Annotated in this window: 21 protein-coding genes; 9 read left to right on the forward strand and 12 right to left on the reverse strand. The window is 70.6% G+C overall.

What is annotated here, in order from left to right:
* Nucleotides 1-8: 8 nt before the first annotated feature.
* Nucleotides 9-800: a metalloregulator ArsR/SmtB family transcription factor gene (locus K1T34_RS07790; RefSeq protein ID WP_360590590.1), complete on the reverse strand. Its 792-nt coding sequence runs from the start codon at nucleotides 798-800 to the stop codon at nucleotides 9-11.
* Nucleotides 801-850: 50 nt separating this feature from the next.
* Here K1T34_RS07790 and K1T34_RS07795 point away from each other — a divergent pair, with 50 nt between their 5' ends.
* The gene (locus tag K1T34_RS07795) at nucleotides 851-1,342 is read left to right on the forward strand and encodes a hypothetical protein (protein ID WP_220243610.1); all 492 of its coding nucleotides are present in this window, start codon (nucleotides 851-853) and stop codon (nucleotides 1,340-1,342) included.
* Here K1T34_RS07795 and K1T34_RS07800 read toward each other — a convergent pair.
* Together K1T34_RS07800 and K1T34_RS07805 are read right to left on the reverse strand one after the other, a co-directional pair.
* Entirely contained in the window at nucleotides 1,224-2,687 is a 1,464-nt protein-coding gene (locus K1T34_RS07800) for a M81 family metallopeptidase (RefSeq protein ID WP_220243611.1), read from the reverse strand. The genes K1T34_RS07795 and K1T34_RS07800 overlap by 119 nt on opposite strands.
* A complete protein-coding gene (locus K1T34_RS07805; RefSeq protein ID WP_255638389.1) occupies nucleotides 2,684-3,832 on the reverse strand; it encodes an ROK family protein in 1,149 nt (382 codons plus the stop codon). The genes K1T34_RS07800 and K1T34_RS07805 overlap by 4 nt, the downstream gene beginning before the upstream one ends.
* Nucleotides 3,833-3,994: 162 nt before the next feature.
* Here K1T34_RS07805 and K1T34_RS07810 point away from each other — a divergent pair, with 162 nt between their 5' ends.
* The 5 genes from K1T34_RS07810 to K1T34_RS07830 are packed head-to-tail and all read left to right on the forward strand — an operon-like array spanning nucleotide 3,995 to nucleotide 10,112.
* Entirely contained in the window at nucleotides 3,995-5,806 is a 1,812-nt protein-coding gene (locus tag K1T34_RS07810) for a peptide ABC transporter substrate-binding protein (protein WP_220243612.1), read from the forward strand.
* Nucleotides 5,807-5,810: 4 nt separating this feature from the next.
* The gene (locus tag K1T34_RS07815; RefSeq protein WP_220243613.1) at nucleotides 5,811-6,770 is read left to right on the forward strand and encodes an ABC transporter permease; all 960 of its coding nucleotides are present in this window, start codon (nucleotides 5,811-5,813) and stop codon (nucleotides 6,768-6,770) included.
* The gene (locus K1T34_RS07820; RefSeq protein WP_220243614.1) at nucleotides 6,767-7,597 is read left to right on the forward strand and encodes an ABC transporter permease; all 831 of its coding nucleotides are present in this window, start codon (nucleotides 6,767-6,769) and stop codon (nucleotides 7,595-7,597) included. The genes K1T34_RS07815 and K1T34_RS07820 overlap by 4 nt, the downstream gene beginning before the upstream one ends.
* Nucleotides 7,594-9,219 (forward strand): ABC transporter ATP-binding protein, encoded by a 1,626-nt coding sequence (locus K1T34_RS07825; protein WP_220243615.1) that lies wholly within the window; start codon nucleotides 7,594-7,596, stop codon nucleotides 9,217-9,219. The genes K1T34_RS07820 and K1T34_RS07825 overlap by 4 nt, the downstream gene beginning before the upstream one ends.
* Nucleotides 9,216-10,112 (forward strand): ROK family protein, encoded by an 897-nt coding sequence (locus K1T34_RS07830; RefSeq protein WP_220243616.1) that lies wholly within the window; start codon nucleotides 9,216-9,218, stop codon nucleotides 10,110-10,112. Before K1T34_RS07825 ends, K1T34_RS07830 begins: the two co-directional genes overlap by 4 nt.
* On the opposite strand, the gene K1T34_RS07835 is transcribed toward K1T34_RS07830, so the two are convergent.
* Nucleotides 10,099-10,851 (reverse strand): MBL fold metallo-hydrolase, encoded by a 753-nt coding sequence (locus K1T34_RS07835; RefSeq protein WP_220243617.1) that lies wholly within the window; start codon nucleotides 10,849-10,851, stop codon nucleotides 10,099-10,101. The genes K1T34_RS07830 and K1T34_RS07835 overlap by 14 nt on opposite strands.
* Nucleotides 10,852-10,936: 85 nt before the next feature.
* On the opposite strand from K1T34_RS07835, the gene K1T34_RS07840 reads away from it, so the two are divergent.
* Nucleotides 10,937-11,923 carry a GlxA family transcriptional regulator gene (locus K1T34_RS07840; RefSeq protein WP_220243618.1) on the forward strand — a complete coding sequence of 329 codons (987 nt, stop codon included), beginning with the start codon at nucleotides 10,937-10,939 and terminating at the stop codon, nucleotides 11,921-11,923.
* Nucleotides 11,924-12,038: 115 nt separating this feature from the next.
* On the opposite strand, the gene K1T34_RS07845 is transcribed toward K1T34_RS07840, so the two are convergent.
* The gene (locus K1T34_RS07845) at nucleotides 12,039-14,084 is read right to left on the reverse strand and encodes a glycoside hydrolase family 2 TIM barrel-domain containing protein (RefSeq protein WP_220243619.1); all 2,046 of its coding nucleotides are present in this window, start codon (nucleotides 14,082-14,084) and stop codon (nucleotides 12,039-12,041) included.
* Between the two features lie 430 nt (nucleotides 14,085-14,514).
* Between K1T34_RS07845 and K1T34_RS07850 the strand changes: the two genes are divergently transcribed.
* Nucleotides 14,515-15,447, forward strand: a complete 933-nt coding sequence (locus K1T34_RS07850; protein WP_220243620.1) for an MBL fold metallo-hydrolase — start codon at nucleotides 14,515-14,517, stop codon at nucleotides 15,445-15,447.
* Here the strand turns inward: K1T34_RS07850 and K1T34_RS07855 are convergent.
* Entirely contained in the window at nucleotides 15,444-16,364 is a 921-nt protein-coding gene (locus K1T34_RS07855; protein ID WP_220243621.1) for a helix-turn-helix domain-containing protein, read from the reverse strand. The genes K1T34_RS07850 and K1T34_RS07855 overlap by 4 nt on opposite strands.
* A gap of 155 nt (nucleotides 16,365-16,519) precedes the next feature.
* On the opposite strand from K1T34_RS07855, the gene K1T34_RS07860 reads away from it, so the two are divergent.
* On the forward strand, nucleotides 16,520-17,968 hold the full coding sequence (locus K1T34_RS07860; RefSeq protein ID WP_220243622.1) for an aldehyde dehydrogenase: 1,449 nt from the start codon (nucleotides 16,520-16,522) through the stop codon (nucleotides 17,966-17,968).
* A 75-nt stretch (nucleotides 17,969-18,043) separates the two neighbouring features.
* On the opposite strand, the gene K1T34_RS07865 is transcribed toward K1T34_RS07860, so the two are convergent.
* From K1T34_RS07865 to K1T34_RS07890, 6 genes are all read right to left on the reverse strand, one after another.
* Complete coding sequence (locus K1T34_RS07865; protein ID WP_220243623.1) at nucleotides 18,044-19,048, reverse strand: ABC transporter substrate-binding protein; 1,005 nt, start codon at nucleotides 19,046-19,048, stop codon at nucleotides 18,044-18,046.
* A gap of 16 nt (nucleotides 19,049-19,064) precedes the next feature.
* Nucleotides 19,065-19,886, reverse strand: coding sequence for an ABC transporter ATP-binding protein (locus tag K1T34_RS07870; RefSeq protein ID WP_220243624.1), 822 nt, complete (start codon nucleotides 19,884-19,886; stop codon nucleotides 19,065-19,067).
* 12 nt (nucleotides 19,887-19,898) lie between these two features.
* Nucleotides 19,899-20,945 (reverse strand): iron chelate uptake ABC transporter family permease subunit, encoded by a 1,047-nt coding sequence (locus tag K1T34_RS07875; RefSeq protein WP_255638390.1) that lies wholly within the window; start codon nucleotides 20,943-20,945, stop codon nucleotides 19,899-19,901.
* Nucleotides 20,942-21,961, reverse strand: coding sequence for an iron ABC transporter permease (locus K1T34_RS07880; RefSeq protein WP_220243625.1), 1,020 nt, complete (start codon nucleotides 21,959-21,961; stop codon nucleotides 20,942-20,944). Before K1T34_RS07880 ends, K1T34_RS07875 begins: the two co-directional genes overlap by 4 nt.
* Nucleotides 21,962-22,165: 204 nt before the next feature.
* A complete protein-coding gene (locus tag K1T34_RS07885) occupies nucleotides 22,166-22,585 on the reverse strand; it encodes an Lsr2 family protein (RefSeq protein WP_220243626.1) in 420 nt (139 codons plus the stop codon).
* 57 nt (nucleotides 22,586-22,642) lie between these two features.
* A complete protein-coding gene (locus tag K1T34_RS07890) occupies nucleotides 22,643-23,221 on the reverse strand; it encodes a GNAT family N-acetyltransferase (RefSeq protein ID WP_220243627.1) in 579 nt (192 codons plus the stop codon).
* Between the last annotated feature and the right edge of the window lie 21 nt (nucleotides 23,222-23,242).

Below are 23,242 nucleotides of genomic sequence, written 5' to 3' on the forward strand. Positions count from 1 at the left end.
CCGATCGATTACGGCATCGCCCACGGCGCGTTCGGCAGCACGTGGCCGGTCTCCAGCAGCGACTTGAGGTTCGCGAAGACCGAGGGCCAGCCGCGGCTGATGTCCCGGTGCGCCTGCTCGTCGGCGAGGTCCTCGTGGGTCACGGTGAGCCGGACGATCGCCTCGTACTGCTCGATGTCGAACGTCACGCGCGAAGGCTGCTGGGTGTCCTCCTTGTTCGGGTCGAACCAGCGGGTCACGAGCCGCTTCGGCGGCACGGCCTCCACAACGTCGCCGTAGACGTCGGTGACGCCGGAGCCGTCCGTGCGCACGTGCTTCCAGCTCGAGCCGGGCTGCCAGTCGGACTCGTTGCGGTGCCCCCAGTACTGCCCGGTGAGCTCGGCGTCGGTGAGCGCCTCCCACACCTTCTCCGGCGTGCTTTCGATGTAAGTGACGTAGACGTAACTCGGCTTGTCGGTCATGGCTTCCTCTGCTCGGCGTTTGACGGCGCTCAGCGCGCGCAGCCGGGGGCGCTCGAACTTGTCCACCCAGCGTTCTTGCATCTCGTGCAACGGGACCGGGTTGAGGTAGTGCAGCTTCTCCCGCCCACGGCGCACCGTGCTGACCAGGTTCGCCGCCTCGAGGACGGACAGGTGCTGCGTGACCGTCTGGCGCGTCATGTCCAGGCGGGCGCACAGCTCGTTGAGCGTCTGTCCGTTGTCCTCGTGCAGCTGGTCGAGCAGGTGGCGCCTGGTCGGGTCGGCCAGCGCCTTGAACACCGCGTTCAAAAAACCCTTGTCCAGCTCCGGTTGCACACCCACAGTAAGGCAGTCAAATGACTGCATGTCAAGCCCTCGGGCATACTGGCCTGGTGAAGAGCGTGGTCAAGGCTTGGACAGTGGCAGCGACCGGTAGCGGGCTGCCGTCGACCCTGCACGCGGTGATCACGCGTGGTGATCCGCTGGCGGCGACGCGCGCGGCGGGCACGCTGGCGCCCGGCGGCAAGGCCGGGCTGGTCCGCGGCGCCTTGGTCCACGGGCTCGTGTCCGCCGGCTGGACGGCCGCGCTCGCCTACGTGGACCGCCGCCGGCCGCTCTCGGTCGCCGACGGGGTGGCCGCGGGAGCGGCCATCGCCGTGCTGGACCTGGAGATCGTCGGCCGGCACAACGCGGCGATCCGGGCGTTGCCGCGCGGGGCGCAGTGGCTTGACCACCTGGCCTTCGGCGCGCTGACGGCCGTGGCGCTCAGAGCAGCTCGGGCTTCAGCTGCGGGTCCGCCATCTCCGCGTCGAAGGGGAACATCGGCCGCTCGATCCCGGCGTGCCCGAGGCGCAGCAGGTCTTGGTCGACGCCCCCGGGCGTGAGGGCGAGCAGCCAGTCGGCGGCCATGTCGTACAGCTCCGGTTCCAGGTAGCCGATTTTCACGATCACCACGTCGGCTTCACGCGGGCGCAGGCCGAGGGCGAGGAAGTCGGACTCCAGGTGGTAGGGCTTGCGCCGTGCGGTGACGATCACGCGCAGGCCGCCGACGGCGAACACCACGGCCGTGCCCGCGACCGGGTCTTCGACGTCGATCGCCTCGACCCGCGCGGTCACCGGCACCGGGCCGTGCGGGCCGGAGTCGACCTTTCCTCCCAGTGCCACGGAAACCGTGGCACCCACCCCGGCCGATACCGCCGTGGCGACGGCTTCCGGGTCCACGATCGCGGCGTACAGAGTAGTGAGCGCGGAGTCCACAATGGCCGGAGTGCGCAGGAGGACGTCGAGGCTCCAGGAGGTGTCTCCGGCGCCACCGGCGGTCGGGTTGTCCCCGGAGTCGCTGACGAAAAACGGCCGCGCGGTCGAGGCGACGGCTTGCTCCAGGCATTCGGTCAGGGTTCCTGTCGGGGCGACGAAGGCGAAGTCGCGTCGTGCGTCCCAATAGGACTTCGCGAGCCGCTCGGCCTGGTGCACGAGCACGTCTTCGTCGTCGCCGGACACGACCACGGCCGCTTGGCAGCGCGGTTCGTCGGCCCAGGCGTAGCCGACCCAGATGGCGGCGTCGAGCACTCCGTCGAGCGCTTCGACCTCGTCGACCGCCGCGTAGACGCTCTTCGCGGGTTCGAGGCGGGTACTGGTCTTCTCGCCGGGCAGCAGCACCGGCACCTGCACCCAAGCCTTCTTCGGCTTGCCCCCGCGCCGCAGGCGAGCGGCGAGGTTGCGGGCCGCGCGCTCGCGCGTGTCCCATGCGTCGGTGTGCGGCGCCTTGCGGTAGCAGGTGATCAGGTCCAGCGCCGTGGCCAGCTCGCGCGAGACGTTGCCGTGCAGGTCCATCGACGCCGAGATGAGCACTGAAGGCCCGAGGATCGAGCGGATCTCCGTGGCCAGCGCGGCTTCGACGTCCGTCCGGCCGACCACACTCATCGCGCCGTGGATGTCGAAGAACAACCCGTCGAGCTGCTCCGCCGCGCGCACCCGCTCCAGGATCTCCCCCGACAGCTCCGCGTACGCCTCCTCGGTCACCGCGCCACCGGGCAGCGAACGGGCGTGCACGAGCGGCACCCATTCGACGTCGTCCGTCCACGAAGGACGGTCTTCACGCAGGAACGGGTAGCGGGCCAGCAGTTCGTCGCCCCGGGTCACGTGGAAGTCGGCCACGGTCGAGCGGTGCGGGGAGAACGTGCTCGACTCGATGGCGATCCCCGTGATCCCGATCCGCACCTTCGTCATCGTCTGCTCCGTATCGCTTCGTCGAAGACCTCGTCCAGCACCAGCGCGCCCGCGCCGTACAGCCCGGCGTCCGGGCCGAAGCGCACCCGATCGATGCGCAGTTCCCTGGTGGCCAGGGGAAGACAGCGTTCGTAGAGCGCACCGCGCACGGCGGCCACGAACGCCTCCGAACCCGACAACGCGCCGCCGAGCAGCACTTCGTCGGGGTTGCCGAAGTTCACCACCGTGGCCAGCACCTCGCCGAGCTGCAGGCCCGCGCGCCGCACGGCCGTGGTCGCGTCGGGGTGCCCGTCCTCCGCCGTCGCCATCACCTGCGCGGTGCTGTTCACGTCGACGCCCTGCTCGCGCAGCTGCGCCACGAGGGCCGCGCCGCTGGCCACCGTCTCCAGGCAGCCGCGGTTTCCGCAGGTGCACGGCCGATCTCCGGCCGCGGGCACGCGCACGTGGCTGATGTCGCCCGCGACGCCGGCCCGGCCGCGGTAGAGCCGGCCGGTGACGACGAGGCCCGAGCCGATGCCCGTGCCCGCCTTCACCACGAGCAGCGTGCGCCCGGGCGCCCCGGCGACGGATTCGCCCAGCGCCTGCAGGTTCGCGTCGTTGTCCACCGCCACGGGCAGGTCGAAGTGCTCGCGCAACGCGTCGCGCACCGCGAACCCGCGCCAGCCCGGCATGCGCGAGGGCAGCGTGATCGTGCCCGCGCCCACGTCGACCGGTCCGGGGAACGCGACGCCGATGCCCAGCTGCCGACCCGGGCACCGCGCCTCGGCCGCGACTTCCCGCACGGTGCCGGCGAACGCCGCGACAACCTGCGCCGGCTCGCGGTTGATGTCCAGCGGCCGCTCGGCGACGTGCAGCAGGTTGCCCGCGATGTCGAGCGCGCCGATGCGCACGTGCCGCGAACCGACGTCGGCGGCCCAGACGTGGCCGAACCCCGCGTTGACGGACAACAGTTTCGGCCGCCGGCCACCCGCCGAGCTGCCTTCGCCGGACTCGACGAGCACCCCGGCGGAGATCAGCGCCTGCGTCCGGACGGACACCGTCGACTGCGGCAGACCGAGCACGCGCGCGAGGTCCATTCGCGAAACGGCGTGCTCGTGGGCGACGAGCCAGAGCAGCCGCAGCAGACCGGCGGGATCCTGGGCCACGGCCGTCACCTACTTACTTCATGTCTGATGTAACTGTCCGGAAACTTGCCCCCGAAATCACCTCTTGGCAATTTCCAACACGCATGCGACATTACACGGCAACCAAGAACACGCCCAGTCCCTCGACATCGACTTACACCAAGGATGTTGGAAGTGATGCGGATGGCTCGACACCGGTGGCGCGCCGCGCTCGGGGTCACGCTCGCCGCCGCGCTGGCGCTCTCCGGCTGCGCGACGAGCCGCGAGCAGCACGGCGGCGGTTCGGGCAAACCGGTGACCGGTGGCAGCGCGCGGATCGCACTGCCCCCGTCGGCGACCCCGAACTGGATCCTGCCGATCTCGATCCCCGGCTACGGCGCGAGCTACAACGGCGCCATCCGGGCCGAGCTGTACCTGCCGCTGTACAACTACGACGGCACCTCGGGCTCGGTCGCGCTCGACGACCCCTCGAGCGCCGCGAACCCGCCGAGCTACTCGGCCGACGGCTTGACCGTGACGATCACGCTCAAGCCACTCACGTGGTCGACCGGCGATCCGCTGACCAGCCGTGACGTCGAGTTCTGGCTCAACCTGCTGCGCGCGGGCAAGGACAACTGGGGCAAGTACTCCGAAGGCCTGATGCCCGACAACATCAAGGCCTTCCACGCGCAAGACGACCACACGTTCACGCTCACCCTGGACAAGCCGTACAACGCCGACTGGTTCACCGCCAACCAGCTCAGCCTGGCGGTGCCGATGCCGCAGAAGGCGTGGGACCGCACGAGCGCGGGCGGCCCGGTCGGCGACTTCGACCGCGACCCCGCGGGCGCGAAGAAGGTGTTCGACTTCCTGGTGGCGCAGGCGAAGCAGCTCGGCACGTACGCGACGAATCCACTGTGGAAGGTCGTGAACGGGCCGTTCACGCTCGCCGGGTTCACCGCGTCGGGCCAGGTGACGCTGACCAAGAACCCGAAGTACACCGGCCCGGACCCGGCGAAGCTCGACACCGTGCAGTTCCTGACCTTCACCAGCTCCTCGGCGGAGTACAACGTGCTGCGCGCCGGCGGCGTCGACTACGGCTACGTGCCCACGTCGAACCTCGGCCAGCGCCCGAAACTGGAGGCGCAGGGCTACCGGATCGAACCGTGGAACGGCTGGTCGATCACGTACTCGCCCTTCAACTTCAACAACCCCCAGCTGGGCGCCGCGTTCAAGCAGCTTTACGTGCGCCAGGCCCTGCAGCACGCCGTGGACCAGGACAGCATCACCTCGGTGATCTGGCGCGGCACGGCCCGCGTGGACTACGGCCCCGTGCCGCAGGACAACGACGTGAAGTACCTGTCGGCGCGGCAGAAGACCAACCCGTACCCGTTCGACCTCGTCGCCGCCCGGAAACTGCTGACCGGTCACGGCTGGAAACCCGGCTCCGACGGCGTCCTCGAGTGCGCGTCGCCCGGCAACGGACCCGCGCAGTGCGGCGAGGGTGTCAACGCCGACACGAGGTTGTCGCTCACGATGCTGACCGAGTCGGGCTCCGACGAGACCGACGGGACGATGCAGGAGCTGCGCTCGGAGCTGTCGAAGATCGGCGTGGAGATGAAGATCAATGCGCAGCCACTGAACACCGTGCTGGCCAACGGAACCGCGTGCAAGCCGGAAGAACCGTCGTGCTCGTGGCAGCTGTCGTACTTCGGCACGCAGGGCAGCTGGTACTTCCCCGCCAACCCCAGCGGCGAGGACCTGTTCGCCACCGACGCCGGCACGAACTTCGGCAGCTACGCCGACAAGCACGCCGACGACCTGATCACCGCGACCAACCTGGCCACGGGCGATCAGCCGATGCTCGACTACAGCGCCTACCTGGCCGAGCAACTGCCCGTGCTCTGGCTGCCCAACCCGCCATACCAGGTGTCGGCGATCGACACCGCGCTGCGCGGGGTGACCCAGGATCCGCTGGCCGGGATTCAGCCGCAGCGCTGGTACTGGACGAGGTGAGGACATGACCCGCTACCTCCTCAAGCGGCTCGTGCTGGCCGTGGTCGTGGTGCTGCTGGTCACCGTGGTCACGTTCGTGCTGCTGCACCTGCTGCCCGGTGGTCCGGCGCGCGGCGTGCTCGGTGTGAAGGCCACGCAGGAGCAGATCGACGCGTTCAACAAGGCCCAGGGCTTCGACCAGCCGCTGCCCGTGCAGTACTGGGAGTACCTGGTGCGCTTGCTGCACGGCGACCTCGGCGACTCGTACACGCAGAACTCCCCCGTCTCGACGCTGCTGGAAGAGCGCGTGCCGAAGACGCTGCTGCTCACCGCGATCTCGACGCTGCTCGCGATCGTGGTGGCGCTGCCGGTGGGTGTGTGGCAGGCGGTGCGGCGCGGCAAGGCCGCGGACCACGTGACCACCGGCGTGACGTTCCTGCTCTACGCGACGCCGGTGTTCTTCCTGTCGCTGGTGCTGATCATCGTGTTCGCGCAGGTGCTGCCGTTGTTCCCGGCGCAGGCCGCGCAGGGCGACACGATCGGTGAGCTGCTGTCGCAACCCGGCTCGCTGGTGCTGCCGGTGGTGGCGGGTATGGGGGCGGCGCTGGCCGCGTTCAGCCGGTACATGCGGGCGTCCACTCTGGACAACCTCGCCGAGGATTACGTGCGCACCGCCCGTGCGAAGGGCACGCCGGAACGCACGATCATCTGGCGGCACGTGTGGCCGAACTCGCTGACGTCGGTCGTGTCGATGCTCGGCTACTACGTGCCGGTGGTGTTCAGCGGTTCGCTGGTGGTGGAGTCGATGTTCAACTACCCCGGCGTCGGCCTGCTGTTCTGGACGGCCGCGCGCAACGCCGACTTCCCCGTGCTGCTCGGGGTGGTGCTGGTGATCGCCGTGGCGACCGTGATCGGCTCGTTGCTCGCGGACGTCGTGCAGCTCGTGATCGATCCGCGCGTGCGGGTGAAGGGAGTGCGGTCGTGACCGTCCTTTCGCGAGTGTTCGCGCGGCGTACGGCGCTCGTCGGCGCGATCCTGCTGCTGGTGGTGATCCTGTTCTGCTTCTTCGGCCCGCTGCTCTACGGCACCGACCAGTCGCACACCGATCTCGCGGCCGCCCGGCTCGGGCCCGGCAGCGGCCATCCGCTGGGCACCGACGACCTCGGCTACGACGTGCTCGGCCGGCTGATGGTGGCCGGGCGGACGTCGCTGATCATCGGTGTGCTGGCCGGGCTCATCGCCACCGCGATCGGCGCGGTGTGGGGCGCGCTCGCCGCCTACACCGGTGGCTGGCTCGACACGGTGCTCATGCGCGTGGTCGACACGGGCGTCGCGATTCCCGCGCTGTTCCTGCTGCTGGTGGCGGCCACGCTGGTCACCCCGAGCGTCGGGGTCTTGGCGCTGATCATCGGCTGCGTGTCGTGGCTGGTGCCGGCGCGGCTGATGCGCGCGGAGACGGTGAGCCTGCGCGAACGCGACTACATCCGCGCGATCACGGTGCTCGGCGCGAGCCGCACGCGCGTGGTGTTCCGGCACGTGATCCCCAACGCCATCGGCACGGTGATGGTGAACGCGACGTTCCAGATCGCCGACGCCATCCTGCTCGTGGCGTACGTGAGCTTCCTCGGCCTCGGCGTGCCCGCGCCGGACACCGACTGGGGCGCGATGCTGTCGAAGGGCATCACCTACACGTTCGACGGCGCGTGGTGGCTGATCCTGCCGCCGGGCATCGCGATCGTGCTCGTGGTGTGCGCGATCAACTTCCTGGGCGACGGACTGCGCGACGCGTTCGCGGTGAAGGGACGGCGATGAGCGAGCCGGTGCTCGACATCCGTGGCCTGCGGGTGTCCTACGGGGACGGTGATCCGGCCGTCAACGGGCTGTCGCTGACGGTCGAGCCGGGTGAGATCGTGGCGGTGGTCGGCGAATCGGGCTCGGGCAAGAGCACGGCCGCGCTCGCGGTGCTGGGACTGCTGCCCGAGTCAGCCTCGGTGTCCGGGGCGATCGAGCTGGACGGGCAGAACGTGCTGGAGCTGCGGGGCGAGGAGCTGCGTAAGCTGCGCGGGCAGGGCGCGGGCATGGTGTTCCAGGAGCCGATGACGGCGCTGAACCCCTTGCTGCGTATCGGTTTTCAGCTCGCGGAGGCGATCCGCAACCACGATCCCCGGAAGCGGCGGCACAAGCACTACTACCCGCGGTGTCTGGAGCTGCTGGAACGCGTTGGGGTACCAGAGCCTGAGGCGCGGCTGAAGCAGTACCCACACGAGCTCTCCGGTGGGTTGCGCCAGCGCGTGATGATCGCGATCGCGCTGGCCGCACGGCCGAAGCTGATCATCGCGGACGAGCCGACCACCGCGTTGGACGTCACCGTTCAGCAGCAGATCCTGGACTTGCTCAGGGACATCCGTTCGACGGAAGGTACGGCGACGCTGCTGATCACGCACAACATGGGCGTGGTGGCGGACGTCGCCGACCGCGTGCTCGTGCTGCGGTCCGGACGGCTGGTGGAAGAGGCTCCGACGGCTGAGCTGTTCTCCTCTCCGCGGGCCGCGTACACGCGTGAGCTGCTGGCCGCCGTGCCACGGTTGGGTGCGGGCGAGCACGCCGACGCGGTGGCGGCGCCGGGCAAGCCGGTACTGGCGTTGACGGACATCGTGGTGGAGTACGGCGGGAAGCGGGCCGTGGACTCGGTGTCGCTGAGCGTCGGGCCGGGCGAGATCGTGGGGCTGGTCGGGGAATCGGGTTCGGGCAAGACGACGCTGGGCAACTGCGCGCTGGGCCTGGTCACGCCGAAGTCGGGCCGGGTGGAGGTGCTCGGCGGGCCGCTGCCACGCGGTACCGGACGCTCGGCGCGGGCGGTGCGGCGACAGATCGGGGCGGTGTTCCAGGATCCGGCGTCTTCGCTGGACCCGCGGATGACGGTGGCCCAGACCGTGGCCGAGCCGCTGATCATGCACACCTCGGCCGGGGGGTCCGAGCGGCGACGGCGCGTGCGCGAGCTGCTCGACGCCGTGGAGCTGCCGGAGTCGCTGATGGAGCGCTACGGCCACGAGCTGTCCGGCGGGCAGCGGCAGCGCGTGAGCCTCGCGCGGGCGCTCGTGCTGGGGCCGAAGCTGCTGATCGCGGACGAGCCGACGAGCGCGCTCGACGTGTCCGTGCAGGCCGTGGTGCTGGACGTGTTCAAGCGGCTGCACGAGGAGTTCGGGTTCGGCTGCCTGTTCGTGAGCCACGACCTCGCCGTGGTCGACAGCCTGTGCGACCGCGTCGCCGTGCTGCGCGGGGGCGAGCTCGTGGAGCAAGGGCCGGCCGCGCGGGTGCTGCGGGAGCCGTCGCACGCGTACACGCAGGCGTTGCTGCTGTCCTCGCCCGTGCCGGACCCCGCGGTACAGCGCGGCCGTCGGGACGCGCTGGCGGACGTGGATCCCGCGGCGTGAGCGAAGTGTGGGCCGGGGTCGACATCGGCGGGTCGAAAACGCTCGTGGTCGTGTGCGATGCCGACGGCCGGGAGGTGGCGTCGGCATCGGCGGACTCGGGTGCGCACCTGGGCGGCGCGGCGATCCTGGACGGGGCGGCCGCGTTGGTGTTGTCGCTGGCGCCCGGCGAGCCGGCGGGGGTCGGCGTCGGCGCGGCCGGCGTAGTGGAGCCGGAGACCGGGACGATCGTGGTCACCGGCGATTCGTTCACGGGCTGGGCAGGCACGGCCGTCAACGCGGGGCTGTCCGCCCGGCTGGGTGGCGTGCCGGTGGTGACGGAGAACGACGTGAACGCGTTCCTGCTGGGCGAACTGTCCACAACGGACCGGCACGTGCTCGGCGTCGCGCTGGGCACGGGTGTCGGCGGCGCGCTGTACGTGGACGGCACCCTGCTGCACGGCGGCGGCACGGGCGCCGGCGAGATCGGCCACGTCGGCACCTACGGCCCGGCGCCGTGCACCTGCGGGCAGACCGGCCACCTGGAGGCCTACGCGTCCGGCCGGTCCCTGGCCCGCCGCTACACGGAGGCGACGGGGGTTTCCCTGCGGGCCGAGGCCGTCGCGGCCGCCGCCCTGGACGGTGACGAGGCCGCGTTGGCGGTGTTCAGCGACGCCGGGCGTTTCCTCGGCGAGGCGATCACGCACGCGTGCGGCCTGCTCGGCATCGCGACGGCCGTGGTCGGCGGCTCCGTGACGAACTCGTGGGCGCTGCTGGAGAAGCCGATGCAGGAGGCGCTGACCGAGCACCCCCTGCTGTCGGGCTCTCCGGTGGACGTACGGCTGGCCCGGGGCGGCGCCAAGGCGGTCGCGCTGGGTGCGGTCGCCCTCGCGCGATCGACGTTCAGCCGAGGGTGACCTCAGCGCCTGGCTTGAGCAGGTGCAGCCGGGTCTTGCCGTTGGCGGCAAAGGCTTCCGCCAGCGTGTCCGGTCCCTGCGTGAAGTGTCCCCAGCCCTCGAAATGCAGCGGCACCACGTCGTCGGCGCCCAGGATCTCCGCGGCTTCGGCGGCGGCCGTGGACTCCAGGGTCAGGTAGGCGTCGATGAGCGGCGTGCGCGCGGCACCGGCGAAGAGGACAGCGATGGGCACGGGCCCGAAGCGGCCGGCGATTTCGCGGACACGGTCGAGCGAGGCGTTGTCACCACTGACGTAGACGGACGGCAGGCCGTCTTTCGACAGCAGGAAACCCGTGACCTCACCGACCTTGGCCTCGGCGCCTTCCGGCCCGTGTAAAGCGGGCAGTCCGGTCACGCGCACTCCCCCGACGTCCGCGTGCGTCCAGTTCGGCAGCGCCCGCGCCGTGCCGCCGAGCCGCTCGGCGCCCGACGTCGTCGTGAGGGTGAGCGGCGCCGTCGCGAGGTACTCGCGCCCGCCGCGGTCGAGGTTGTCCGCGTGCTGGTCGTGCGACAGCAGCACGGCGTCCACGGCGCCGACCTCGGCGGGGCTCGCCACCGGCTCGGTCGTCTTCACGAGCACACGGTTGCCGATCGGATACTCCCCCGGCTGGTCGAACGTCGGGTCGGTCAGGAACCGCACCCCGCCGTAGGTGATCAACGACGTCGGTCCGCCCAGGTGGCGCAGCGAGAAAGTGGTCATGCCGCCATCCTGCCCCGGTGCGCCGGCGAGGGGTGAGTGGCAGTCAAGTCGTTCATCGATGAGATCCTGCCAGTACTGTGGAGCCGTGCAGAAGATCGCGCTGGTGCTGTTCGACGGGGCCCGGCTGTTCGACACGGCGGTGGTCGACGAGGTGTGGGGCGCGCGCAGCGGGCCCGGGGCGGAACTGCGCCGGTGCGCGGCCACGAAGGAGCCGGTGGAGCTGGCGGGCGGGGCCGTGCTGAAGCCCGAACGGACGTTCGCCTGGTTGCGCACGGCGGACGTCGTCGTGGTGCCGGGCCTGGCGAACGTCGATGCCGAGCCCTCGCCGGAGCTGCTGGCCGCGTTGCGCGCCGCGCATCGGGCCGGGGCGCAGGTGGCGGGGTTGTGCCTGGGCGCGTTCGTGTTGGGTGCGGCGGGGTTGCTGGACGGCCGGCCGGCCGCCACGCACTGGCGCTTCACGACCGAGCTCGCGCGGCGGCATCCGTCCGCGCGGGTCGACCCCGGCGTGCTGTACGCGGGCGGCGACGGCGTGTGGACGTCGGCGGGCGTCGCGGCCGGCATCGACCTCTGCCTGCACCTCGTGCGGATCACGCAGGGCGCGGACGTCGCGGCGGGGATCGCGCGGGCCATGGTCACGGCGCCGTTCCGCTCGGGCGGGCAGGCGCAGTTCATCACGGTTCCCACGCCGCCTCGCGACGAGGAACCGCTGGCCGCCGTGCGGGAACGCGCGTTGCGGGAACTGCGGCGGCCGTTGACGGTCGCGGAGCTGGCGGGCTGGGCGTCGATGTCCGAGCGCACGTTCGCGCGCCGGTTCGTGGCCGAGACGGGCACCACGCCCGTGCGCTGGCTGCTGGACCAGCGCATCGCCCGGGCGCAGCAGCTGCTGGAAAGCTCCGACCTGCCCGTCGCCGAGATCGCGGGCTGTTGCGGGTTCGGCTCACCGGTGTCGTTCCGGCAGCACTTCACCCGCCACGTCGGCGTCGCGCCCAGCCGCTACCGCACGGATTTCCGGCCCTCGACCACGACGTCGGACCGGTCCGCCCTCGCTTCCGCCGGAAACCGGACGACGTAAGTCTTCCCCGGCGCACCCAGGCGGCCGGTGCGCAGCCGCGAGTGCAGCTCTGAGTTTGGTCCTTCGCCTGGCCACGACCCGACCCTGGGGCAGCCCTCCGAGACCGGTCCCGGCGTCACGACGTGAGCGCCCAGGTGACGGTGTCCGTGTACGAGTGTCCATTGCGGACTCCGGTCACCTTCACGACGTTCTTGCCGGGCTCGAGGGTGACCGGCCAGGTGTAGATGTGATCGGGTGACGCGGCGGGCGTGCCGACTGGGGTTCCGTTCAGGGTGAGCGAAACCGTGTCCACTCCGTTGCCGTACGCCTTTACCGTGGTGGCCGCGGTCGTGCGGTCGGTCCAGCGGCGGCTGGTCAGGTAGACGAACGGCGTGGTGGTCCAGTTGGCCTTGTACCAGTAGAACGCGTCCTTGCGGACCTGGCGGTCATAGGTGACCAGGCCCTTGTCGTTGCGGCCCAGGGTGTCGCCTTCGGTGCGGCCGTCGGAGGCGAAGTCGAACATGTTCCACACGAACGTGCCCCACAGGTAAGGCCGCGTCTCGATCTGCTTCCACGAGTTCTCGTGCACGAAGGTCTCGTACTCCTCCGGGTGCACGCGCGACGGGATCACCGGCGGCTTCACTGTGGAGTTCTCGACGTGGTCGTAGATGCTGCCGCCGGCGCCGTACTCGCTGATCGCGATCTTGCGCGCGGGATCGGCCGCGTGCAGCTGGTCGGTCCACGGGCCGGGGCCGGGCGCGGACAGGTCGTACCAGCCGTAGTACTTGTTGTAGGCCGCGAGGTCCGCGTGGCCGGAGACGGCGTCCTGGCCGCCCTTGTGGTTGGCGTACACGGAAAGCCGCGCCGGGTCCTCGGCCTTCACCTGGTCGGCGAGACTTTGGAGGATGCCGTTGGTGACGTCGTCGTTCTTGGCCTGCTCGTTGCCGATGCCCCAGAACGCGATGGACGGGTGGTTGTAGTTCTGGCGGATGAGCTCGGACATCTGCTGCGTCGCGTTGGCGCGGAACGCGGCGCTGTCGGTGATGCCGTTGACCAGCGGGATCTCCGCCCACACCACGTACCCGCGCTGGTCAGCGAGGTCGTAGACGTGCTGCGACTGCTGGTAGTGCGCCGTCCGCAGCGCGTTGACGCCCATCTCGTCCATGAGGTCGAAGTCCTGGTCGCGCTGCCGGTCGGCCACGGCCCAGCCCTCGTCGAGGCGGTCCTGGTGCGCGTTGACGCCGTGGAGGGCGACGTGCTGTCCGTTGAGGAAGAAGCCCTCGTCGGGGTCCACTGTGGATTCCCGGAGCCCCAGCGGTTGGCTCACAGTGTCGGTGACGCGACCGGTGCGCGCGTCCAGGACGTCGACGGTCGCGTGGTAGAGGTACGGGTCGGCTTTGCCCTGCCAGAGGTGGGGCTTGGTGATACTCAGCTGCTGCTTGATGTCGGTGTCGCCGGTGAGCTGCCGCGGCTCCGACGTGGCCTGCGCGACGACGTGACCCCGGGCGTCGGCGACGGTCGTGCGCACGGACGCCTCGCGGCCGGCGCCGGAACTGTTGCGCACCTTGGTGACCACCCCGACGGTCGCCGCCTCCGCCGTCACTGCGCTCGGCGTGAGGTAGACACCCGGGCCGCCGAAATCGTCCATCCGCACGGCGAGCGGGTCGACGGCCACCAGCGAGACGTCGCGGTAGATGCCGCCGAAGAACGTGTAGTCCGCGCTGAGCGGGGCGACATCGGCCGGCGCAGAGTTGTCCACGCGCACCGCGATCACGTTGTCGCGACCGGGTTTCAGGGCGTCAGTGGCGTCGAAGCGGAACGTCGCGTAACCCCCGCGGTGCTGCCCGAGGTGCACCCCGTTGACCCACACGTCGGCGACGGTGTTCACGCCGTCGAACTGCAGCCACAGCCGCTTGCCCTGCGCGGTTCGCGGCGGCGTGACGTGCTTGCGGTACCAGCCGGCGCCCCGGTAGTAGTTGCCGCCGCCATCCTGTCCGTCGAGCGCGTTCCACGTGTGCGGCACGCTCGTGCGCTCCCACGACCCGTCGGCGAACCCGGGCTTCTCCGCCCCGGGCACGTCGGCCCGCACGAACCGCCACCCCGCGTCGAGGTCCGTCTGCACCCGCCCCGCGTCTTTCGCGGCGCTCGAAACCGCCGGCGTGAACGCCAAACTCAGAGCCACGGCCAACACCACGGGCAACCAGCGCCGCACGACACACCTCGTCATTCACAGATATGAACGGGGTTCAACAGATTGAACGGACTGTAAGCGGCCGGTCACCGGGGAGTCAACGCGCGAAGCGGACAAAGGCGGGTCAAGCGCCGGAAGCAGTACCAAAGTTCTGGACCGCGCCCACGAACTGGTCCGAAAAGGCCTCACGGAAAGTGACCACATCATCACCACAAGTCGCCGACCTGAGGGAAGTCCGAACCGGAGGTATGGTCTGCCCGTCGGCGTAGGGAGGAATCGGCCTGGGCTGTGCGACGTAGCACACGGTGGGCTCGCAGCCTGCTGACATACGCCCACTTGGTCTATACCATTCAAAAGGTCAGTGATCCACTACCATGCAGTGGTCCGGGATCACGGCGGCGCAGCCCACGAGGGGGACCCCATGCCCGCCATCAGGCGAAACATCGTGCCGCTCAGGTACTCCGACCCGAGCGTGGTCGCTTACGTCCGCAGCCCGACCGACTGGCTCGTGTCCAACTGCGGCTGGATCCGCGGCCGGTCCGGCGTGATGCTGGTCGACACGTGCGGCACTGAGCGGGACACGCTCGACCTGGTCAAGGACGTCCGCAAGTACTCGACCGTCGAAATGCCGCTCACGCTCGTGCTTACCCACGCCCACGGCGCGCACCACAACGGCGCCGGCGTGGCGTTGCGCAACGGCGGGCGCATCCTCGCCGCCGAGTCGGCCGTGTCCGCGGTGCGGGCGGGGCCGCAGCGGTACGAGGACACGTTCGACTGCAAGAACTGGGGCACGCTCGAAGCGCCGAAACCCGAGGCCGTGCACGCCGTGACCACGCCACGCGAGGTCGATCTCGGCGGGGTGGTCGTGGAGGTCGTGCCCTTCCCCGGCGTGGCGCACACCGACGGCGACCTGGTGGTCTTCGAACCGAAGACCGGCACGCTGTTCACGGGCGACCTGCTCTCCGTCGGCTCCACGCCGATGGCGCTGCACGGCTCGATCCCCGGCTGGCTCGACGCGCTTTACTGGCTGGACAAGACTTTCCCGACCGTCCGCACGTTCGTGCCCGGTCATGGCGCGCTCAGCCACCCCGGCAGCTTCCCGGTCGCCGTGCTGCGCACGTACCTCAACTGGCTGCTCGACGCGACCACTCCGGAAACCCCCGACTTCGCCGAACTGGCCACGATCGCGCGCCGCCGGTGGCCGAACTGGAGCAACCCCGAGCGCCACATCGGCAACCTCATGCGCGCGCACGCCGACCAGCACGGCAGGCCGCTGCAGGAGAAGACGGCGCTGCGCGCGATCCTCGACGCGGTGGGCGGCAAGATCGACCTCGACGCGCGACTGGGCCTCTAAGACCCGGTCATCCGCCGCCGCAGCCCCGAAGGCGTCACCCCGTACTCCGCCCGGAACGCCCGCGAAAGCCACGGCTGGTCCGTGATCCCCCAGCGCGTCGCGACGGCCGCGATGCTGCGCCCCGCCAGCAGCGGATCGGTGAGATCCCGGCGCACGGCCTCGAGCCGCAGCCTGCGGACGGTGCCGCCGAACGTCTCGCCGGAGTCCTCGAACAGCCGGTGCAGCGAGCGCGGCGACATGTGCAGCGCCGCGGCCACCGTCGCCGGCGACAGGTGCGGGTCGGCCAGGTGCCCGCGGACGTGGTCGAGCACGCGCTCTCGCAGCGCCAGGTTCGTGTGCCCCGCCGGGAGGCCGGCGCCGCTGCCGAGCGTGGCCGCGAGCAGCGCCACGGCGGCCTCGCGCAGACGCACCGGCGAGCCGTCGGACAACGTCTCGCGCTGGTCGAGCGCGCTGCGCAGGCAGGAGGCGAAGACCTGGCCCACGCCGGTGCCGGTTACAAACCGGCGCTCCATCATCACCTCGAGCGCGGAGTCCGGCAGGCCGAGCGCCTCGCGCGGGAACGTCATCACCGCGCAGCGGAACGCGCCCTGCAACGTCAGCTGGTACGGCCGCCGCAAGTCGTAGAGCGCGAGGTCGCCGACCTCCAGCGCCACGCGCCGCCGGCCCTGCTCGACGAGCGCGCCCCCGCGTTCGATCAGGCAGATCTTCAGCTGCTCGGCGGTGTCCGTCCGCGCCGTGCGGGAGGTGCGGCGCACGATCTGCGTGGTGCCGCGGACGTCGTAGATCCCGACGTCGTCCAGCTGCACCGCGTCGAGCGTGCCGAGCGGGAGCAGGCCGTCGCGCCGTTCGGCGTGCAGCCCGGCGAAGGCGCGCGCGAGCTCGTGGCTCCAAGCGTCGGCCGGCTGACTTCGCCCCATCAGCATCTCCCAGCTCGTTCTGGGTGCGGTCGAGCGAGCATACGCCGAGGAACAACAAGTCTGGCGCGCTGCGACAACTGTTGTGTAGAACTTCGGTCCACCCTGTGGTTCGCGCCGCAACGGGGCGGCGCCGAAGTGGCCGAGGAGTTTTGCAGGTGAAGCACGTACACGACGCGCTGTTCATCGGCGGCGAATGGACCGCACCGTCCACCGACGCCACCATCACCGTGCTGTCGGCGAGCACGGAAGAAGCCATCGGGCAGGTTCCGGAAGCGGGACCCGCGGACGTCGACAAGGCCGTGGCCGCGGCACGCGCGGCGCTGCGCGACCCGCAGGGCTGGGCCCACTGGGAGCCGGCGAAACGAGCCGACGTCCTCGACCGCTTCGCCGCCGTGATGGCGGAGCGCAGCTCGGAGTTCGCGCGGCTGGTGAGCGCCCAGAACGGCATGCCGATCGGCAGCGCCGCGATGCAGGCGGAGACCGGCTACCCGGCCGGGCTCCTCCAGATGTACGGCGGGATCATCCGCGAGCAACCCGTGGAGGAGATCCGCCAGGGCGCCTTCGGCGGCAGCGCCGTGGTCCGCCGCGAACCGGTCGGGGTCGTCGCGGCGATCGTGCCGTGGAACTTCCCGCAGACGCTGCTGTTCTTCAAGCTCGCCCCGGCTCTGGCGGCCGGCTGCCCGATCGTCATCAAGCCGTCGCCGGAGACGGTGCTCGACACGTTCCTGCTCGCCGAGGTCCTCAAGGACCTGGGCCTGCCGCCGGGGGTCGTGAGCATCGTGCCGGGTGGCCGCGAGCTCGGCGCGTACCTGGTGAAGCACCCCGGCGTGGACAAGGTCACGTTCACCGGCTCGACGGTGGCCGGCCGCGCGATCGCCTCGGCCTGCGCCGAGCTGCTGCGCCCGGTCACGCTGGAGCTGGGCGGCAAGTCGGCGGCGATCATCCTCGACGACGCGGACGTCGCCGGCAGCGTCGAGGGCCTGTTCGTGGCCACGATGATGAACAACGGCCAGACCTGCTTCCTCGGCACCCGAGTGCTCGCGCCGCGCAGCCGCTACAGCGAGGTCGTGGACGTGCTCACGGACATGGCGTCGGGTGCCGTGATCGGCGACTCGCTCGACGAGAGCACCACGATCGGCCCGATGGCCAGCTCCGCGCACCGCGCCCGCGTGGAGGGCTACATCGCGAAGGGCAAGGCCGAAGGCGGCCGGGTGACCACCGGCGGCGGCCGCCCGAACGGCCGGGACGTCGGCTGGTTCGTGGAGCCGACGATCTTCGCGGACGTGGACAACTCCGCCACGATCTCGCGCGAGGAGATCTTCGGGCCCGTGCTGTCGGTGATCCCCTACGCCGACGAGGCTGATGCGATCGCCATCGCCAACGACTCCGACTTCGGGCTCGGCGGCACCGTCTGGACCACCGACCCCGACCGCGGCATGGCCGTGGCCCGGCGCGTCGAGACGGGCACGATCGGCGTCAACACCTACCTGCCCGACCCGGTCGCGCCGTTCGGCGGGGTGAAGGCCAGCGGCATCGGCCGCGAGCTGGGCCCGGAGGCGCTGGGCAACTACCAGCAGTTCAAGACGATCTACCGCGGCGCCTGACGCCAAAATCGGACAGGCCTCCCCGGGTTCGCCCGGGGAGGCCTGCTCGGTGTCCTGGCTCTCGGCGAAACGGCCTCAGCCGAGGTACTTCTTCAGGTCGTCGAGCACGTGGTCGGCGCCGATCGGGCCGAGCCCGAGGAACCACACCTCGTCGGAGACGCGGATGGCGTGCTGCGACTTCACGGCGCTCAGGCCGGCCCACAGCCCGCTGCTCGTCACGGCCTTCTCGTCCGCGTTCGGGCCCGCGCCGTAGCTGGAGTAGAAGATCCAGTCGCCGTTCGCCTCGTCGATGCGCTCGCGCGAGATCTGCTTGGCCAGCTCGTTGATGTGCTGGTTGTCCGGCCGCTGCAGGCCGACATCCTTGAAGATCACGCCGATGAACGACAGGTCGCCGTAGATCCGGATGCCCGTGGAGTGGAAGCGCAGCAACGAGATCTTGGGGTTGCCCTTGATCCCGGCCTTCACCTCGTCGGCCTTCTTCTGGTACGCGTTCAGCGCCGCCACGGCCTTGTTCTCCTGGCCCAGCGCCGCCCCCACCAGCAGCAGGTTCTCCTTCCACGGGAAGCCCGGGCGGATGCTGAACACCGTCGGCGCGATCTTCGACAGCTGCGGGTACAGATCGTTGGCGCGCAGCTTGCTGCCGAGGATCAGGTCCGGCTGCAGCGAAGCGATCTTCTCGAGGTTGAGGTTGTCGGTGTTGCCGATGGTCGGGATGCCCTTGGCGCGGTCGGCGAGGTAGCTCGGCACACCGGTCTGGCCGGCCGTGGTGGCCATGCCGACGGGCGTGACGCCCAGCGCCAGCACGTCGTCGAGCTCACCGCTGTCGAGCACGACCACGCGGGTGGGCGCCTTCTCGATTTTCGTCTGGCCCAGCGCGTGGGTGACCGTGCGCGGGAAGACGCCGGGGCCGACGTCGGCCTTCAGCTTGGCGGTCTCGGTGTCGGCGGTGGAGAACAGGCGGCCGCCGGTGGCGACGTCCTTGTCCCCGACGCCCGAAGTCGTCGTGTTGGCGGGCTGGCTGCACGCACCCAGGAGCGTGGCGGCGGCGAGAACGCCGACGACCTTGGTCCATCTGGCCATCGTGGGGTGTTCCTTCCTAGGGCTGGGTGGTGGGAGTAGCGGCGCGGTGGCGGCCGATCGGGACGACCATGGGGGTGCCGGACACGGGATCGGCGATGATCCGGCAGGGCATGCCGAACACGTCCTCGACGAGCTCGGCGGTGAGGATGTCGCCGGGAGCTCCCTCGGCGGCGATCGACCCGTTCTTCATGGCGATGAGGTGGTCGCCGTAGCGGGCCGCGAGGTTGAGGTCGTGCAGCACGATCACGACGGTGGTGCCGTCGTTGTGGTTGAGGTCCGCGAGCAGGTCGAGCACCTCGACCTGGTGGCTGATGTCGAGGAACGTGGTGGGCTCGTCGAGCAGCAGCAACGGCGTGCGCTGCGCGAGCGCCATCGCGATCCACACGCGCTGGCGCTGCCCGCCCGACAGCTCGTCGACGGGCCGGCCGGCCAGCTCCACGGTGTCGGTGGCCAGCATCGCGCGCGCCACGGCGTCGTCGTCCTCGTCGTTCCAGCGGCGGAACACGCCCTGGTGCGGGTAGCGGCCGCGGCCGACGAGGTCGGCGACCGTGATGCCCTCCGGTGCCGTCGGCGACTGCGGCAGCAGACCGAGCACCCGGGCGACGTCCTTGCTGCGCAAGGAGGAAATGCGCTCGCCGTCGAGGAACACCGCACCGGCCGAGGGCGCGAGCAGGCGCGCCAGTCCGCGCAGCAGCGTCGACTTACCGCACGCGTTGGTCCCCACGATCATGGTGACCTTGCCCTCGGGGATGCGCACCGAGAGGTCCTTCACCACGGTCACGGGCCCGTAGCCGAGCTCGAGACCTTCGGTGTGCAGGGTGGGTGTCGTCGGTTTCACGCGCCTTCTCTCTCAGACTCGGCCGGCCCGGTTCGCCGTGGCGAGGAGGTACAGCAGGTACGGCGCGCCGACGGCCCCGGTCACGACGCCGACCGGCAGCTGCGTGCCGAGCAGGTGCTGCGCGACGAAGTCGCCGAGTAACGTCACGAGCGCGCCGGTGAGGGCCGGCGCGACGAGGCCGACGCGGGCGCCGCCCACGAGCCGCGTCGCCACGGGATTCGCCACGAACGCCACGAAACTCACGGGCCCGGCCGCCGCCGTGGCGAACGCGGCGAGCGCGGTGGCGACGAGGAGCAGCAGCAGGCGCATGCGTTCCACGCGCAGGCCGAGCCCGGCCGCGGTGTCGTCACCCAGCTGCAGTCCGGTGAGCGCGCGGCTGAGGAGCAGCGCCGCCGGCCCGAGCACCACGAGGGCGATCGCGAGCGGCACCACCTTGTCCCAGCTCGCGCCGTTGAGGTTGCCGGTGAGCCACACCAGGGCCTGCTGCGCCAGCGTCACGTCGGCCCAGGTCATCAGGTACGACACGATGCTGGCGAGCACCGCGCCGACTCCGACGCCGATGAGCACGAGCCGGTAGCCGTTCACGCCGCCGCGGCGCGAGAGCACGTAGATGATCACGCCGGTGAGCAGCGCGCCGACGAACGCGGCGGCCGAGAGCACCGGACCGGACACTCCGAACAGGACCAGGCAGATCACCGCGGCGGCGCTGGCACCCTGCGTCACGCCGATCACGTCGGGGCTGGCGAGCGGATTGCGCAGCAGGCGCTGGAAAAGCGCGCCGCCGAGTCCGAACGCGACACCCACGAGCACGGCTGCCACAGCGCGCGGGAGCCGCAGCTGCGTGACGACGTAGGCGCCGCCGCCCGTACCGTCGCCGAAGAGGATGCCGGGCAGCTGTCCCAAGGGGACGTCGAAGTCACCGACAGCCAGGGACAGCGCGAAAACTCCGACCAACAGCACGAAGAGCACGATCGACACGAGCCACACCCGCGCCGCGCCCTGGCGGCGGGCGGCCGAGACCGCCTTCAGCGCGTCGGGGAGCGCCTGCGGCGGGTTCACACCTTCACCAGCTTCCGGCGCCGCACCAGCACGATGAACACGGGCGCGCCGATCACGGCGGTCACGATGCCCACCTGCACCTCGGCCGGGCGCGCGATGACCCGGCCGATCACGTCGGCCACGAGCAGCAGCAACGGCGCCAGCAAAGCGGAGTACGGCAGGAGCCACCGGTGGTCGGGCCCGGTGATCAGCCGCGCGACGTGCGGCACGGTCAGCCCCACGAAGGCGATCGGGCCGGCGATGGCCGTCGCCGATCCACAGAGGACGACCACGGCGAGCGCGCAGACCGCCCGCGCCACGGCGACGTTCTGCCCGAGCCCGCGGGCGACGTCCTCACCCAGCGCCAGCGCGTTGAGCATCCGCGCGGACACCAGCGCGAGCACCACGCCGACCACGATGAACGGCACGGCCTGCGTGATCGTCGACACGTCGCGCCCGGTCAGCGAGCCCACTTGCCAGAAGCGGAACTGGTCGAACGTGGTGGTGTCGGTGAGCAGCAGCCCGCTCGTCACCGATTGCAGCGCCGCGGTCACCGCGGCACCCGCGAGCGCCAGTTTCACCGGTGTGGCACCGACTCGCCCGAGCGCGCTGATCCCGTAGACGACCACGGCCGCGGCGGCCGCGCCGGCGAAGCCGAACCAGACGTATCCGGTGACGGTGGTGATACCGAGCGTGCTGATGCCCAGCACCACGAACAGCGCGGCGCCCGCGTTCACGCCCAGCAGACCCGGGTCGGCGAGCGGATTGCGCGTGGCGCCTTGGATCACGGCGCCGGACAGTCCCAGTGCGACACCCGCGAGCACGCCCACGAGCGTGCGCGGCAGGCGCAGCTCGTGCACCACGAGGTGATCGGGATTCGAGGCGTCGTAGTGGAACAAGGAGTCGAGGACGGTGGCGAACGACAGCCCGCGCGATCCGACGGCGATGCTCAGCGCGGCGGCGAGCACGAGCGCCACCAGGAGCACCACGAGCCCCGCCGTCAGCGAGAGTGTTCTCGGGCGGGCTCTCTCGGCCACAGTCGGTTACCTTCACTCACAGGACATTTAGGCTTGGCTACCCTACCCCGCGCGTGGCGCCGTCGTCGTGTGGCCATCACCACGGTCGTCGTGTGTCATCACCGCTACACCGCCTGGTGATTCCGCCATGGCGGGCGAAGCACCCGCGAAAGCCGAAAGGGGTCCGTCACCGTGATGACGGACCCCTTTGACGGAAAGCTCAGCTCAGGCGTTGGCCTTCTTGCGCGGCGCACGCTTGCGGGCCGGCTTGGCGGGAGCCTCTTCGACCTCGTCGATCTCTTCTTCACGCTCTTCGAACGCCTTCACGATCTCCGCGGGGAGCCGGCCCCGGTCGGACACCTTGAAACCGTTGACCTCGGCCCACTCCCGCATGAGGCGGTTGCGCTCCCGATCGGCGGCGGACGACGTCGCCCGCGGCGCCTGCCCGGCGGCCATGCGCACCTTGCGGCCCCCGACGCGGCGGGAAGCGGTGACGTAGCGCGCGAGCTCATCACGAAGCGCGGCGGCGTTGTCTTCGGACAGATCGATCTCGTAACTCACACCGTCGAGGCTGAAGGGGACGGTCTGATCGGCAATGCTGCCGTCGATGTCGTCCACCATCTCGACGTGAACCTTCTGCGCCATGGTTCGTCGTTCCTTCACCTTCTACAGGACGTGCCTGGGGGAACCCTATCGTGTCGACTAATGTCGCGCGGTGCTGGACACCCATTCCTCTCTGGACAGCGCGTACTCGACATCGCCGTGTTCCGCGCCTTCCAGGTATTCCGGCCACTCGAGGAAGAAGGTGCGCACGAGCTTGAGCCCCGCCTTCTCGAGCACGCGACGGGAACGGGTGTTGACCGTCATCGTCGTCGCGACGACCCGCTCGGCACCGAGTTCCGCGAATGCCTTGCGGAGCACCGCTTGCAGCCCTTCCGTCGCGAACCCGCGCCCCCACACCGCCGGCAGCAGGCGGTAGCCGACTTCGGTACCGCCTCCCCCGAGTTCGCGGCTCGCCGCCGGCCGCACCGAGAACCACCCGGCGAATTGGTCCGTCCCCGAATTCACGGCGGCGAAACACCCGAGTCCCGCGGGCAGATCCCGGTATTCCGCGAGGAAACCCGGAAGTGTCGTGTCCTCGACGACTTCACGCGACACCGGACGGCCGTCGTCGATGAAGCGCATCACCTCGGGATCACCGTGGAGATCCGCGAGCGCGCCGGCGTCGGCGGGCGTGAACCGGCGCAGCCGCAGTCGCGGCGTTTCGGTCCACGTGGCCATGGCGGGGATTGGACCAGTGCG

This window comes from Amycolatopsis sp. DSM 110486 (assembly GCF_019468465.1).
Taxonomy (GTDB): Bacteria; Actinomycetota; Actinomycetes; order Mycobacteriales; family Pseudonocardiaceae; genus Amycolatopsis.